The organism is Ramlibacter sp. (assembly GCF_035548915.1).
Lineage (GTDB): Bacteria > Pseudomonadota > Gammaproteobacteria > Burkholderiales > Burkholderiaceae_C > Ramlibacter.
In genome coordinates this window covers 17,730-30,286 of record NZ_DASZSE010000008.1, presented here as the reverse complement: position 1 = coordinate 30,286, position 12,557 = coordinate 17,730, and the positions used below count along the sequence as shown (strand labels likewise).

Below are 12,557 nucleotides of genomic sequence, written 5' to 3'. Positions count from 1 at the left end.
ACTCGCGCGCGCCGGTGGGCCGCGTGCGCGGCTGTCCCTTGCCTGCCCACCTCCCCGGAGATATGACCATGGCGGACATCCGCATCGAAGACACTCTCTTCGCACACCACCAGCAACTGCTCATGCGCCGGCTCGAGCGTGAGCTCGGGCTTCAGGCGCGCATCAGCGACGACATGCTGGATCTCGTGAGCACCTATTCGGCGCTCACCGAGACCGGCTACGTCCAGTTGCCCTTCATGCTGGAGCGCCCGGTGGGGGTGCCGAGCCCGCACTTCTGGGTCAGCCTGAGCGACGGCCCCGACATCGTGGCGATGGCGGGGCTGCGCGTCATGACCAACGGCGATGAAGGCCAGCACGCGGCCGACTTCTTCGCCGATGGGGGCCTGTACCCCCAGCAGGGCGAGAAGATCGAACCGTACATCCGCGGCACCGGCTGCCGGCTCGCGCCCGGCGCTCGCTTCGGCTATCTCGGGGCGGGCTGGGTGCATCGCCGCTGGCGGGGACACGGCCTGTCGGGCTACCTCGCGCGCATCATCAACGACGAAGCGGCCCTGCGTTCGAAGCGCGGCCTCGCCTGGCTCACGTGCATGACGTTCGACCCGATGTACCAGGCCGGCCTCAACCTGCGCGCCGGCTGCTGGCACCACATGCACGTCGACAAGGTTCTGGAAGGCTACCTCGCCGCCCTCGACAAGGACGTGAAGATGTACCTCTCCTACAGCAGCATCGACGAACTCGCCGCGCTGTACGCGCTCGAACTGCGCTACCTGGAGCTCGGGCTCGTCGTGCCGTGGCTGCGCCCGCACGACGACAGCTCCGCGCCCGCCGTGCTGGCGAGGCACGCGCGCACGGCTGCCCAGGGCAATTTCGCCGAATCCACCGCCACCGCCGCCTGAGGAGACTTCGAATGACTTCCATCGTTCGCATTCAGTCCCGGCCGCAGCTCGTGAAGGCGCTCCTGCCGTACGCGAAGCCGGACACGCTGCAAGGCGTGCTGCGCTTCGCGGCCGACTACGCGCTCTTCCTCGCGGGCACGGCGGTGGCGCTCCTCGCCACGAACCTTGCGTTGCGAGTCGCGGGCGGCTTCCTCGCCGGCTGGCGCATGAGCACGCTCTACGCGATCGCGCACGACGCCGCGCACAACACCCTCACCGCCTCGAAGCGCCTGAACAAGGTGATCGGCGCGATCTCGTACATGACGGGCTTCTACAACTACCGGCTGCGCCTGTACGACCATCTGCTGCGCCACCACCCGATGGTGAACGGCCCGCAGCCGGACGCCTACCGGCCGCTGTCGCTCGCGCAGTACGAAGCGATGCCGGCCTGGCGGCGCGCCTGGGAACGCTTCATCCGTTCGGGCAATCCCCTGTCCTGGATGGCCTACGGCGCGGTGATGCGCATGCTGAAGTCCGAGACGTTTCCGAAGAAGACCATGCCCGCCAACGTGCGGCGCGGCGCGTGGGGTTTCGCGGCCGTGCTGGGCGTCTACGTGAGCGTGCTGCTCGCGGCCATCGCGTACGCGAGCGTCCATGCGGGTGCGTTTTCGATTGCGCAGTTCGCCGTGAACCTGTTCTTCACGCTCGTGGTGCCCTTTCTCGTGTTTCAGGCCAACATGGGCTTCACGGTCTACTTCCAGCACACCGACCCCCGCGTCCCATGGTTCGGCGAAGGCGACGCGCGCCACGTGGAACACGGCTCCGAGGAGCTGTCGGTGCATGTGGACATGCCGCGCTGGGTGAGCTCGCTTTTCCACCACGCCTTCTGCCATGCCGCGCATCACGTGTGCCCGAGCATCCCTTGCTACCGCCTCTACGACGCGCAACGGGAACTCGCCGCTCGTATGGGCGAAGCGAGCGTGACCGTACCGTTTCGCCTGCGCACGCTGATCGACGTGGCGGCCCGCTGCAAGCTGTACGACTACGAGCATCACCACTGGATCGACTTCGACGGGCGGCCGACCTCCCCGCGCCTCGTGAGCTACCCGCAGGCGGCCAACCGCTCGAAGTTCGGCGACCTCATGGAGATCGCCGCCTGAGCGGGGCGCGCCGCGCGCCGCGGTCGAGGCCGCGGCGATTCGCCGCTACCATCGGGCGATGATCCAGCGCAAGGAACGCCTCGACACGCTCGCCGCTTCGGTGCTGCTTGCCTGCTGCCTCTTCTGGGGGTTCCAGCAGGTGCTCGTGAAGACGACCGTCTCCGAGGTGCCGCCGCTCTGGCAGGCGGCGATGCGCTTCGGGGGCGCCACGCTGCTCTTGTGGCTGTGGTGCGCGATGCGCGGCATTCCCCTCTTCGAGCGCGACGGCACGCTGCGCGCGGGGCTGCTCGCCGGAGCGCTGTTCGCCGCGGAATTCGCCTGCGTCTATCTCGGGCTGCGGGACACGACGGCCTCGCGGCTCACCGTGTTCCTGTATACGGCGCCTTTCGTGGTGGCTCTCGTTCTGCCGCGCTTCGCAGTCTCCGAGCGCCTGAGCGGCATGCAGTGGACTGGGCTCGTGATCGCGTTCGCGGCCGTTGCGTTCGCCTTCAGCGAGGCCTTCGCGGGCGCAGTCACGGCGCGGCAGCTGCGCGGTGACGCGCTGGCGCTCGCGGCCGGCACGCTGTGGGGCTTCACGACAGTCGTGATCCGCACGTCGGCCATGGCAAGCTCGAGCGCGGAAAAGACGCTCTTCTACCAGGTGGCCGTGGCCTCGGCGGTGGCGCCGCTCTTGTCGCTCGCGCTGGGCGAAAGGTGGTCGCTCGACTATTCCGCTTACGCGTGGACCTCGATCGCCGTGCAGATCGCGATCGGTGGCTTCGCGAGCTTTCTCGCGTGGATGTGGCTGCTGCGGCACTACCCGGCCACGCACATGTCGTCGTTCAGCTTTCTCACGCCGGTGTTCGCGCTCGTGTTCGGCGTGGCCCTCCTGAGCGAGCCGTTGACGCCGCGCCTCGTGCTCGCGCTCGTGGGCGTGGCCGCGGGCATCGTGCTCGTGAACCGCCGAGCGCGGATGGCCCGGTAACCTCGTGAATGCGGCGAGCCGTCAGGCAGCGCGTGCGGCCGCGCGCCGCGCGGCGAACGCCACGTACCAGTCCAGGCACGCCGGGTTGGCCATCGCGTCCTGGTTCACGACTTTTTCGATCGGCTGGCCCAGCAGGAGCTTCTTGATCGGCAGTTCCTGCTTCTTGCCGGAGAGCGTGCGCGGAATCTCCGGCACCTGAAGTATCTCGTCGGGGACGAAGCGCGGCGAGAGCGCCTTGCGGATGCCGCCGCCGATGCGCGCGCGCAAGTCGTCGTCGAGCGCGACGCCCTCGCGCAGCACCACGAAGAGCGGCATGTAGCTGTCGCGCCCCAGGTACTCCAGGTCCACCACCATCGAGTCGATCACTTCCGGCAGGGCCTCGACCGCGCGATAGATCTCGCTCGTGCCCATGCGCAGGCCATGACGGTTGATCGTCGCGTCGCTTCTGCCATAGATGATGCAGCTGCCGCGCGAAGTGATCTTCAGCCAGTCGCCATGGCGCCACACGCCGGGCCAGGTGTCGAAGTACGAGGCGATGTAGCGCTTGTTGCCTTCGTCGCCCCAGAAGCAAAGCGGCATCGACGGGATGGGGCGCGTGCACACGAGCTCGCCCACTTCGTCGATCACCGGCTCACCGCGCTCGTTCCAGGCGTGAACCGAGCAGCCGAGCAGGCGGCACTGCATCTCGCCGGGCACTTGCGGCAGCTCGCGATTGCCGCCGATGAAAGCGCCCGCGAAATCCGTGCCGCCGGAGATGTTGGCCCACCACATGCCGGGCGTGCCGATCGCCTCGAACTGCCGTGTGCCCCAGCTCTGGACATCCTCCGACAGAGGCGAGCCGGTCGTGCCGAGCGCGCGCACGCGCGAGAGGTTGCCGCACTTTCCGATTTCGAGACCGGCTTTCATGCAGTTCGCGAAAAACGCCGCGCCGGCGCCGAAGAAGGTCACGCCCGTCTCCGCCGCGAAACGCCAGAGCACACCCCAGTCGGGTTCGTCCTTGCTGCCGCCCGGATTGCCGTCGAAGATGCAGATCGTCGTGCCGTGCAGGAGCCCCGCGGCCTGCGCGTTCCACATCACCCAGCCGGTGGAGCTGTACCAGTGGAAGCGTTCGCCGAAACTGTTCGGCTCGTAGCTGCAGCCGATGTCGTTGTGCAGCACCTTCAGCGCAAGTCCCACGATGATCGTTCCGCCGTGTCCGTGCACGATCGGCTTGGGCAGTCCCGTCGTGCCGCTCGAATAGACGATCCACAGCGGATGGTCGAAGCCGACCCATTCGGGCTCAAAGCCCCGCACTTCGCCATCGTCGCGCGTGAGCACCTGCGCGAGGTCGTGCCAGGGCCGGAGCGAATCGAGGCGCGCTTCATCGGCTTCGAGGTTGCGGCACACGAGGAGGTGCTGCACGGAACGCAGCTCGGCGCGCAGCCGGCCCACCACGTCGATGCGATCGTGATCGCGGCCGCCGTACGTCACGCCGTCGCACGCGATCAGCACCTTGGGCTCGATCTGCCGGAACCGGTCGAGCACGGCATTCGTTCCCATGTCGGGTGCGCAGACGCTCCACACCGCTCCGATGCTTGCCGTGGCGAGGAAAGCGATGATCGCCTCCGGGATGTTGGGCAGATAAGCCGCGACCCGGTCGCCGGGGCGCACGCCCTGCGCGCGCAGATGCAGCGCGAGCGCGGCCACTTGCCGCCGCAGATCGGGCCAGCGCAGCTCGCGAAGATTTCCGCGCTCGTTGCAGCTCACGATGGCGGGCAGGCCCGCGGCATCGGCCGGTTCCACGTGGCGCATCACCTGCCGCACGTAGTTCACGCGTGTGCCTTCGAACCAGCGAGCACCCGGCATGGACGCATCGGCGAGCACCGAGGTGGGCGGCGTCGGCGACACGAGCCGGAAATAGTCCCATATGCTTTGCCAGAAGGCGGGGAGATCCTCCACCGACCAGCGCCAGAGCGCGTCGTACGAATCGAACGACAGGCCGCGCTCGGCGCGAAGCCACTCCTGATACAGGCGAATCTGGGGTCGAAACGGCGGCGCCATTCTGAAAGACTAGCACCTGCCCGGGTTCTCGCCAATGGTGGCCGCCGAGGTGGCCGCGGAGGATGGCCGCCCGGAATGACCGGGAAGCCGGTCGGCTTCGAGCCTGGCGGGCGGTCGGCCGTGGGCTTGCAATTTCGCACGAGTGTGCTAAATTGCCTCGCATGGAAGCCCGCACTGCCCGCAGCGAACTCACCCGCGCCGCCATCGTGGGCGCGGCGCTCGACCTCGCCGCGGCCGAAGGGCTCGAGTCGATTTCGCTGCAGGTCGTGGCGGATCGCGTGGGCCTTTCCAAGAGCGGCGTCTTCTCGCGCGTCGGTTCACGCGAGGCCTTGCAGAAGGCGGTGATCGAGGAATTCGGACGGCGTTTCCTCGCCGAAGTCTTCGTCCCCGCGATGCAGCAGCCCAAGGGGCTGCCGCGGCTGAACGAGATCGTTCGCCGCTGGATCGGCCGCATTCGCGACGTCGAGGCGAGCCAAGGCTGCATCTATACCGCCGGCGCATTCGAATACGACGATCGCGATGGGCCGCTGCGCGAATTCCTGCAGGACGAAGTGGTGCGCTGGCGCGCCGCGTTGCGGCGCACCGTGCTGCAGGCGGTCGACCAGGGCCACCTGAGGCGCGACACGGTGGCCGAGCAGCTCGTGGGCGAGATTTGCTCGCTCATCATGGGCGCGCTGCACGACATCCGGTTCCTGCGCGACGCACGCGCCGCCGAGCGGGCCGTCCTCACCTGGCAGCGCCTGCTCGGTACCTATCTCGCCTGAAGCCGCCGCGGACATGAAAATCCTCCGCGCCTTGCCGCACCCATATTTCGCACACCCGTGCGAAGAAAGGATCCACCCATGCTGACACTCCTCGCCATCGCGACGGCCGTTGCCGCTCTCCGGATCGCGATTTCCGCCATCGACGCGTTGCGCCGGCTGCCGCGCCGCAATGAGGACATGGCGCTTTTCTGATGGAAGCGCAACTCTCCCGCAGCGGTCCGCTCGACGCGGCCTCGTCGTTCTACGGCGCGAGTCCGGGCATTCGCCTCGTGCGCCTCGCCATGCGCGCCGCGCAACGCGTGTGGCCCGCACTCGCCGTTCGCGCCGCGTATCGCGTGTTCGGCACGCCCCTGCCACTCAAGTGGTCCGGCCGGGGTGGCGCCTGGCAGGCGGGCTGGCGTTGGCATCGCTGGGTCTTCGAAGACGCGAGCATCACGGTGTACCACGCCGCCTCGCATCCTGAGGGGCCGGTCGCGCTCCTCGTGCACGGCTGGGGCGGCAATGCCGCGCACATGCTGCCGCTTGCGGACGCGCTCGCGCAGCACGGGTTCAGGCCGGTGCTGCTCGAGATGCCGGCGCACGGCGCAAGCCGCGGCCTCGTGAGCAACCTGCCTCAGTTCGTGCGCGCGATCGAATACGCCTGCGGCCGCCTCGCCCAGGAAGGCAGCCGCGTGCACACGCTCGCGGCCCATTCGCTCGCCGCCAATGCCGCGGCTTTCGCGGCCGCGCGCGGCCTGGGCGTCGAGCGCCTCGTGCTGCTCGCGCCCCCGGCATCGCCGCGCGCCTTCACGCGCTATTTCGCACACGTGTTCGGCCTCACCGAATCGACGCGTGCCGCGATGCAGGAGCGCATCGAAACGCGCGAGGCGATCCTGCTGCATCAACTCGAGCCCGCATCGGTCGGTCCGCGCGTGCGCGTGCCCACGCTCGTCGTGCACGACCGCGGCGACAACGTGAACCGGTTCGCCGACGGCCAGGCCTACGCGCACACGATCCGCGGCGCCCAACTGCTTGCGACCGAAGGGCTCGGGCACCGCAGAATCCTGAAGGACGCCCGCGTATTGGCGCGCGTCGCGCTCTTCAGCCGGTGAAGCCGCGGAGGGCGAGCCGCCCGCGGCACCGCGCCGCGGATGCGCCCACCGGTGCGCCCACGGGTTGCGCCTCCGGGGCAATCCTCATAGCATCGCGCGAGCCCGAGAAGGAGAAGCGCGATGTTCGACTGGACACTGAAGTCCCCCGAAGTCCTGCGGCAAGGCGGCGTGATCGCCCCCCACGAGAGGCTTCCCTGGCCGCAGACGGCTGCGATGGGGGTGCAGCACGTGATCGCGATGTTCGGCGCCACGGTGCTCGCGCCCATCCTCATGGGGTTCGATCCCAACATCGCCATTCTGATGAGCGGCATCGGCACGCTCATCTTCTTTCTCGTCACGAGCGGCAAGGTGCCGAGCTACCTCGGCTCGAGCTTTTCCTTCATCGGCGTCGTGATCGCGGCCACCGCCTATGCCGGCAAGGGCCCGAACGCGAACATCGCGGTGGCGCTCGGGGGGATCATCGTGTGCGGGCTCGTGTACGCCATCATCGGTGCGGTGGTACACGCGATCGGCACGAGCTGGATCGAACGGCTGATGCCCCCCGTCGTGACCGGTGCGGTGGTGGCCGTGATCGGCCTCAACCTCGCGAGTATTCCGGTGAAGAACATGGCCGCGAGCAACTTCGATTCGTGGATGCAGGCCGTGACCTTCGTCTGCGTCGGGCTCGTCGCCGTGATGACGACCGGCATGGTGCAGCGGCTTCTGATCCTCGTCGGGCTGCTGCTCGCGAGCGTCATCTACGGCATCCTCACGAACGGACTCGGCTGGGGCAAGCCGATCGATTTCTCGGGCATCGCAAACGCCGCATGGATCGGCGCCCCGGCCTTCACGTCACCGGAATTCAGCGGTGCGGCGATGCTGCTCATCGCGCCGGTGGCGGTGATCCTCGTCGCCGAAAACCTCGGCCACATCAAGGCCGTGACGGCGATGACGGGCCGAAACCTCGACAAGTACATGGGCCGCGCGTTCATCGGCGACGGCGTCGCGACGATGGTGAGCGGCGCGGCGGGCGGCACGGGCGTCACGACCTACGCGGAGAATATCGGCGTCATGGCCGCGACGAAGATCTATTCCACCGCGGCTTTCGTGTTCGCGGCGCTCTTTGCGATCGTCCTCGGCTTCTCGCCGAAATTCGGCGCGGTGATCCAGGCGATCCCCCTGCCGGTGATGGGCGGCGTGAGCATCGTGGTGTTCGGTCTCATCGCGACCGCGGGCGCGAAGATCTGGGTGGACAACGCCGTCGATTTTTCGCAGAACCGCAATCTCATCGTCGCGGCGATCACGCTCGTGCTCGGCACGGGGGACTTCACGCTGAAGTTCGGCGGCTTCGCGCTCGGCGGGATCGGCACGGCGACCTTTGGCGCGATCATCCTGTACGCTCTGCTCAATCATGAGCGCCGCGGCTCGCGCAAGGTGCTCGTGGCCGACGATCCGGACTCGCAGGCCACACGTCCCTGGATACGCTAGGCGGCTTCATCGCCTTCGGCCGCGCTCGCCGCGCTCGCCTCGCGGGCGAGCCGCTCGCTCTTCCAGTACACGTCGTCGCCGCCGTGCATGCGATTGAGCACGCGCGCGAGCACGAACAGCAGGTCGGACAGGCGATTGAGATACTGGCGCGGCGTTTCGCGCAGCGTCTCGGAACCGCCGAGCGCGACGACCGCGCGTTCCGCGCGGCGCGCCACGGTGCGGCAAACGTGCGCCTGCGAGGCGGCCCGGTTGCCCGCGGGCAGGATGAATTCCTGCAGCCGGGGCAATTGCGCGTTGTAGCGGGCGAGCGCCTCGTCGAGGGAGGCGACGGCCTTCGCCTTCAGCAGCTCGAAGCCGGGAATCGAGAGTTCGCCGCCGAGGTTGAAGAGCTGGTGCTGGATCTCCACCAGCTCGTCGCGCACGTCGCCTGGCATCTCCTCGCACAGCAGCAAGCCGATGTGGGAGTTGAGTTCATCGACATCGCCCATCGCATGCACGCGCAGGTTGTCCTTGGACACCCGCGTGTTGTCGCCAAGGCCGGTGGTGCCGTTGTCGCCCGTGCGCGTGGCGATCTGCGTGAGACGCTTTCCCATTGAAGGCTCCTGGTGGTGTGGGACGGCTCTTCGCATTGTGCCGCCTCGCTCCTACAGGCTTTGCCGTGCCATTCGGCTCTGCCGTTCGGGCGAGCCGGGAGAGTATGGAAACGGACTGGCTCATCGGCGCACGGCCGCGCGCACGTCCAGGAGATTGTCCATGAAACGCCGCCTGTCTTCGAGTTTGTCGTCGACCTTGCAGCGCACGCCGCTTTGGCTGTGTGCCGCTTTCCTTTCGCTGCTCGCCACCCCTGCCGCTCATGCGCAACAGCGTGCAGGCGTGCGCGCCGCGCCTCCGCCTCGCACGGCACAGTCCGTCGCGCCGATCTCGCGTCCTGTCCTGCCCGGGGCGCCGAGCGCCAACGGGCTCGCGTCGCCGTTCCCGCCGAGTGTCACGCCGCCTTCCGTGCCGGGCACGTCGACGGCCGGCGGCGCCGCCGTGGGGGAGAGCACGGGCATGAACGGCACCGCAACGGCGCCCGCGGTCGCCGGGACGGCCGGCGCCACCGTCATCGAAACGCCGCCCTCCTCGAGCGTGGCCGTGACGGGCGCGGGCGCTTACGGCTCGCGCGGTGCGGTGCGGCCGATGCCGGCGGGCCCGATCAACGACGTGGACATCGCGCGGTCCTTCCTGAACGCGGACACCGATCACGACGGCGAGCTCACGCGTGGCGAAGCGGCCCGGCTGTCCCTGCTGCCGCTCACGTTCGAGGAAATGGATGCGAACCACGACGACATCCTCACGAGGTCGGAATATGAAGCCGCGGTTCGGTAGCTGGCTGTTACTGGCGCTGGCGCTGCCGCTCCTCGCGAACTCGGCACCCGTCCCCCAACAGGCCACTCAGCAACAGCCCGCCTCGCGCGCCGCCGCACCTGGGGTGACCGTGCTCCCCTCCCCTTCCATCGGCGTAGATGTGCCGCTGCCGGCCAGCGTGCGATGGAACGTCGCGCAGCTGCGGCAATCGTTCGACCTCGCCGACGCCAACCGCAACGGCGAGCTCTCTCGCGCCGAGGCACAGCAGCTCATCATCCTGCCGCGCACGTTCGAGGAGCTGGACGCCAACCACGACGGCGTGCTGTCGCGGGTTGAATACGAAAGCATCCTCGCTCGCTGAGCCGCCCGCGCGGTCTTACACTGGTGCGTCTGCGAGGAGACAAAGCATGAACGCGCCCGACCGTCCCACCCATCTCGTGCCCGAGGTGCGCCAGCGCGACGTGCCGGCAGCGCTCATCGCGGCGTTGAAGTCGCGCTTCGGCAGCAACTGCTCCACCGCGCTCGCGGTGCGCGAGCAGCACGGGCGCGACGAATCCGCTTTCGTCACGATCCCGCCGCCCGCGGCCGTGGTGTTCGCCGAGTCCACGCAGGACGTCGCCGATGCGGTGAAGCTCGCCGGCGAATACGACGTGCCGGTGATTCCGTTCGCGGTCGGCTCTTCTCTGGAAGGCCACCTTCTGGCCGTCGAAGGCGGCATCAGCATCGATGTGAACCGCATGAACCGCGTGCTGTCCGTGAACGCCGAGGACCTGACTGTCACCGTGCAGCCGGGCGTCACGCGCAAGCAGTTGAACGAGTTCATCAAGGACACGGGCCTTTTCTTCCCGATCGATCCGGGCGCCGATGCGTCGCTCGGCGGGATGGCGGCCACGCGCGCTTCCGGCACGAACGCGGTGCGCTACGGAACGATGCGCGAGAACGTGCTCGCGCTCGAGCTCGTCACCGCGAGCGGCGAGGTGATCCGCACCGGCACGCGCGCGAAGAAATCATCCGCCGGCTACGACCTCACCCGGCTCATCGTCGGCAGCGAAGGCACGCTCGGCGTGATCACCGAAGTGACGCTGCGCATCTATCCGATCCCCGAAGCGATCTCGGCGGCGATCTGCTCCTTCCCGAGCATCGAAGCGGCGGTGCGCAGCGTGATCGAGATCATCCAGCTCGGCGTGCCCATCGCGCGCGTGGAGCTGATCGATGCGAACACCGTGCGCATGGTCAACGCGCACAGCAAGCTCGGGCTTCGCGAGGAGCCGATGCTGCTGATGGAGTTTCACGGCTCGCCGGAGGGCGTGAAGGAGCAGGCGCGCACCGTGCAGGAGATCGCGGCCGAGCATGGCGGCCAGGCCTTCGAGTGGGCGACCACGCCCGAAGAGCGCACGCGCCTGTGGACCGCGCGGCACAACGCCTACTTCGCGGCGATCCAGTCGAGGCCCGGGTGCCGTGCCATCTCCACCGACACCTGCGTGCCGATCTCGCGGCTTGCGGATTGCCTGCTCGACTCGGTGCGGGAAGCCGATGCGAGCGGGCTGCCCTACTTCCTGGTGGGCCACGTCGGCGACGGCAACTTCCACTTCGGCTACCTGCTCGACCCCAACGATCCGAAGGAGCGCGAAGTCGCGGAGCGGCTCAATCATCAACTGGTCGCGCGGGCCTTGCGCCTGGGCGGCACGTGCACCGGCGAGCACGGCGTGGGCCTGCACAAGATGGGCTTCCTGCTCGACGAAGCGGGTGATGGCGCGGTCGAGATGATGCGCACGATCAAGCGCGCGCTCGATCCGAAGAACATCATGAATCCGGGGAAGATCTTCACGGTCTGAGGAATTGGCGCTTGGGGTGAGCGACGCGCCCCTCGCTGCGCCCCTCGCTGCGCCTTCGGCCGCTCCGCCGGATCAGCCCGCCCCGCGCAGTCGATCGATCAGCCCGTTCAATTCATCCAGCGAACCGAACTGGATCGCGACTTCGCCGATCTCGTCGACACGGCCATGGCGCTTCGCGCGCTTCTTCACGCGCACTTCCACGGCCGCGGTCAGCAAGTCGGAGAGCTCCTCTTCGAGCCGCCGCACGTCGCGCGATTTCTCGGCCTTCGGCTTCGGCGCGACGAGCGTGAATTCCGCGCCCAGGCGCTTCACGAGATTCTCGGCCTCGCGCACGGAGAGCTTCTTCTGCGAGATCTGCTGCGCGGCCGTCACCTGCGCCGCGCGTTCCAGCGCGAGCAGCGCGCGCGCGTGGCCCATGTCGATGTCGCCGGCCATCAGCATCCCTTGCACGGCATCCGCGAGGTTCAGAAGCCGCAGCAGGTTGCTCGCCGCGCTGCGCGAGCGTCCCACCGCCTGCGCGGCTTGCTCGTGCGTCAAGCCGAATTCCTTGACGAGGCGCTGAAGGCCGTGCGCTTCTTCCAGCGGATTCAGGTCCTCGCGCTGAATGTTCTCGATGAGCGACATGGCCGCCGCGGCTTCGTCCGGCACGTCGCGCACCAGCACCGGCACGCTGTCGAGACCCGCGAGCTTCGCGGCGCGATACCGGCGTTCCCCGGCGATGATTTCGTACTTGCCGGCGTTCGTCCCCTCACCGAGTTGGCGAACGAGGATCGGCTGCATGATCCCCTGCGCCTTGATCGACTCGGCAAGCTCGTAGAGCGCCCCTTCGTCCATTCGGGTCCGCGGCTGGTACTGGCCGGGCACGATGTCTGCGAGCATGAGCGAGGCCGGCAAGCCCGCATGCGCGCCGGCGCCCGCGTCGTTGCCGCGCTCTTCCACGTTGGGGCCGAGCAGCGCCTCGAGGCCGCGGCCGAGTCCCTTCGGTTTTCTTGTGACCATCCGTCGCCTTGTGTC

The 12,557-nt window shown here is 68.3% G+C and carries 12 protein-coding genes; 9 read left to right on the top strand and 3 right to left on the bottom strand.

Translation table 11 applies throughout. The features are described 5' to 3' along the window. The first annotated feature begins 68 nt into the window (after positions 1 to 68). From VHA82_RS02035 to VHA82_RS02025, 3 genes are read left to right on the top strand one after another with little or no spacing between them, the layout of a single operon-like run. Positions 69 to 896, top strand: coding sequence for a hypothetical protein (locus VHA82_RS02035; RefSeq protein WP_325539751.1), 828 nt, complete (start codon positions 69 to 71; stop codon positions 894 to 896). An 11-nt stretch (positions 897 to 907) separates the two neighbouring features. Next, positions 908 to 2,035: a fatty acid desaturase family protein gene (locus VHA82_RS02030; RefSeq protein WP_325539749.1), complete on the top strand. Its 1,128-nt coding sequence runs from the start codon at positions 908 to 910 to the stop codon at positions 2,033 to 2,035. Between the two features lie 58 nt (positions 2,036 to 2,093). Beyond that, positions 2,094 to 2,999: a DMT family transporter gene (locus tag VHA82_RS02025; RefSeq protein WP_325539747.1), complete on the top strand. Its 906-nt coding sequence runs from the start codon at positions 2,094 to 2,096 to the stop codon at positions 2,997 to 2,999. A 21-nt stretch (positions 3,000 to 3,020) separates the two neighbouring features. Here VHA82_RS02025 and VHA82_RS02020 read toward each other — a convergent pair whose 3' ends face one another. Beyond that, complete coding sequence (locus VHA82_RS02020) at positions 3,021 to 5,039, bottom strand: acetoacetate--CoA ligase (protein WP_325539745.1); 2,019 nt, start codon at positions 5,037 to 5,039, stop codon at positions 3,021 to 3,023. A 161-nt stretch (positions 5,040 to 5,200) separates the two neighbouring features. On the opposite strand from VHA82_RS02020, the gene VHA82_RS02015 reads away from it, so the two are divergent. From VHA82_RS02015 to VHA82_RS02005, 3 genes are all read left to right on the top strand, one after another. Further along, the gene (locus VHA82_RS02015; RefSeq protein WP_325539743.1) at positions 5,201 to 5,803 is read left to right on the top strand and encodes a TetR/AcrR family transcriptional regulator; all 603 of its coding nucleotides are present in this window, start codon (positions 5,201 to 5,203) and stop codon (positions 5,801 to 5,803) included. Between the two features lie 191 nt (positions 5,804 to 5,994). Next, positions 5,995 to 6,894 (top strand): alpha/beta fold hydrolase, encoded by a 900-nt coding sequence (locus VHA82_RS02010; RefSeq protein WP_325539741.1) that lies wholly within the window; start codon positions 5,995 to 5,997, stop codon positions 6,892 to 6,894. A gap of 120 nt (positions 6,895 to 7,014) precedes the next feature. After that, entirely contained in the window at positions 7,015 to 8,361 is a 1,347-nt protein-coding gene (locus tag VHA82_RS02005) for a solute carrier family 23 protein (protein WP_325539739.1), read from the top strand. On the opposite strand, the gene VHA82_RS02000 is transcribed toward VHA82_RS02005, so the two are convergent. After that, positions 8,358 to 8,954, bottom strand: coding sequence for a cob(I)yrinic acid a,c-diamide adenosyltransferase (locus VHA82_RS02000; RefSeq protein ID WP_325539737.1), 597 nt, complete (start codon positions 8,952 to 8,954; stop codon positions 8,358 to 8,360). The genes VHA82_RS02005 and VHA82_RS02000 overlap by 4 nt on opposite strands. A gap of 160 nt (positions 8,955 to 9,114) precedes the next feature. Here VHA82_RS02000 and VHA82_RS01995 point away from each other — a divergent pair, with 160 nt between their 5' ends. From VHA82_RS01995 to VHA82_RS01985, 3 genes are read left to right on the top strand one after another with little or no spacing between them, the layout of a single operon-like run. Further along, a complete protein-coding gene (locus VHA82_RS01995; RefSeq protein WP_325539735.1) occupies positions 9,115 to 9,729 on the top strand; it encodes an EF-hand domain-containing protein in 615 nt (204 codons plus the stop codon). After that, positions 9,710 to 10,069, top strand: coding sequence for an EF-hand domain-containing protein (locus VHA82_RS01990; protein ID WP_325539734.1), 360 nt, complete (start codon positions 9,710 to 9,712; stop codon positions 10,067 to 10,069). The genes VHA82_RS01995 and VHA82_RS01990 overlap by 20 nt, the downstream gene beginning before the upstream one ends. Positions 10,070 to 10,115: 46 nt before the next feature. Then, on the top strand, positions 10,116 to 11,543 hold the full coding sequence (locus VHA82_RS01985; protein WP_325539732.1) for an FAD-binding oxidoreductase: 1,428 nt from the start codon (positions 10,116 to 10,118) through the stop codon (positions 11,541 to 11,543). 72 nt (positions 11,544 to 11,615) lie between these two features. Here VHA82_RS01985 and VHA82_RS01980 read toward each other — a convergent pair whose 3' ends face one another. After that, complete coding sequence (locus VHA82_RS01980) at positions 11,616 to 12,542, bottom strand: ParB/RepB/Spo0J family partition protein (protein WP_325539730.1); 927 nt, start codon at positions 12,540 to 12,542, stop codon at positions 11,616 to 11,618. Positions 12,543 to 12,557: the final 15 nt, after the last annotated feature.

What these genes read in the sequence shown, in the direction of transcription:
- VHA82_RS02035 (WP_325539751.1), top strand. Translation starts at nt 69, where the DNA reads ATGGCGGACATCCGCATCGAAGACACTCTCTTCGCACACCACCAGCAA.
- VHA82_RS02030 (WP_325539749.1), top strand. Translation starts at nt 908, where the DNA reads ATGACTTCCATCGTTCGCATTCAGTCCCGGCCGCAGCTCGTGAAGGCG.
- VHA82_RS02025 (WP_325539747.1), top strand. Translation starts at nt 2,094, where the DNA reads ATGATCCAGCGCAAGGAACGCCTCGACACGCTCGCCGCTTCGGTGCTG.
- VHA82_RS02020 (WP_325539745.1), bottom strand. Translation starts at nt 5,039, where the DNA reads ATGGCGCCGCCGTTTCGACCCCAGATTCGCCTGTATCAGGAGTGGCTT.
- VHA82_RS02015 (WP_325539743.1), top strand. Translation starts at nt 5,201, where the DNA reads ATGGAAGCCCGCACTGCCCGCAGCGAACTCACCCGCGCCGCCATCGTG.
- VHA82_RS02010 (WP_325539741.1), top strand. Translation starts at nt 5,995, where the DNA reads ATGGAAGCGCAACTCTCCCGCAGCGGTCCGCTCGACGCGGCCTCGTCG.
- VHA82_RS02005 (WP_325539739.1), top strand. Translation starts at nt 7,015, where the DNA reads ATGTTCGACTGGACACTGAAGTCCCCCGAAGTCCTGCGGCAAGGCGGC.
- VHA82_RS02000 (WP_325539737.1), bottom strand. Translation starts at nt 8,954, where the DNA reads ATGGGAAAGCGTCTCACGCAGATCGCCACGCGCACGGGCGACAACGGC.
- VHA82_RS01995 (WP_325539735.1), top strand. Translation starts at nt 9,115, where the DNA reads ATGAAACGCCGCCTGTCTTCGAGTTTGTCGTCGACCTTGCAGCGCACG.
- VHA82_RS01990 (WP_325539734.1), top strand. Translation starts at nt 9,710, where the DNA reads ATGAAGCCGCGGTTCGGTAGCTGGCTGTTACTGGCGCTGGCGCTGCCG.
- VHA82_RS01985 (WP_325539732.1), top strand. Translation starts at nt 10,116, where the DNA reads ATGAACGCGCCCGACCGTCCCACCCATCTCGTGCCCGAGGTGCGCCAG.
- VHA82_RS01980 (WP_325539730.1), bottom strand. Translation starts at nt 12,542, where the DNA reads ATGGTCACAAGAAAACCGAAGGGACTCGGCCGCGGCCTCGAGGCGCTG.